This is a genomic window from Staphylococcus sp. EG-SA-2, assembly GCF_017152085.1.
Window position 1 is genome coordinate 1 of the sequence record NZ_JACYHC010001339.1, and the last position, 590, is coordinate 590.

The following is a 590-nucleotide window of genomic DNA, read 5'->3' on the forward strand; positions in this document are numbered from 1 at the left end:
GTTCATGGATTTCATTCCATCACGGTGGCGGTGTTGGCATGGGATATTCACTTCATGCGGGTATGGTTGTTGTAGCAGATGGATCAGAGCGTGCTGAAAGAAGATTGGAACGTGTATTGACGACTGATCCAGGTATGGGTGTTGCCCGACATGTTGATGCTGGCTATGACATCGCTATTCAAACAGCTAAAGAAAAAGGTATTCATATTCCAATGATTGATAAAGCAGGTGATAAATAATGAATGATTTAATAATTAATCACATAGCAGAATTAATTTTACCGAAATCAACAGATAAACCTTTGAAGGGTAAGGAATTAGATGAATTAAATGTTGTGAAAAATGGTACAGTTGTCATTAAAGATGGCAAAATTGTATATGCTGGACAACATACAGATGACTATGATGCGACTGAGACGATAGATGCTAGTGGAAAAGTAGTTTCTCCGGCATTAGTAGATGCTCATACCCATTTAACATTTGGTGGATCTCGAGAACATGAGATGTCATTAAAACGTCAAGGTAAGTCTTACCTTGAAATATTAGAAATGGGTGGTGGCATATTATCTACCGTTAATGCTACTAGAGAAA

The 590-nt window shown here is 37.8% G+C and carries 2 pseudogenes; both read left to right on the forward strand.

What is annotated here, in order from left to right:
• Positions 1-239 (forward strand): annotated as a pseudogene (locus tag IDG60_RS21320) (urocanate hydratase); the annotation flags it as partial.
• Positions 239-590, forward strand: a pseudogene (locus IDG60_RS21325) (imidazolonepropionase); the annotation flags it as partial. The pseudogenes IDG60_RS21320 and IDG60_RS21325, both read left to right, overlap by 1 nt.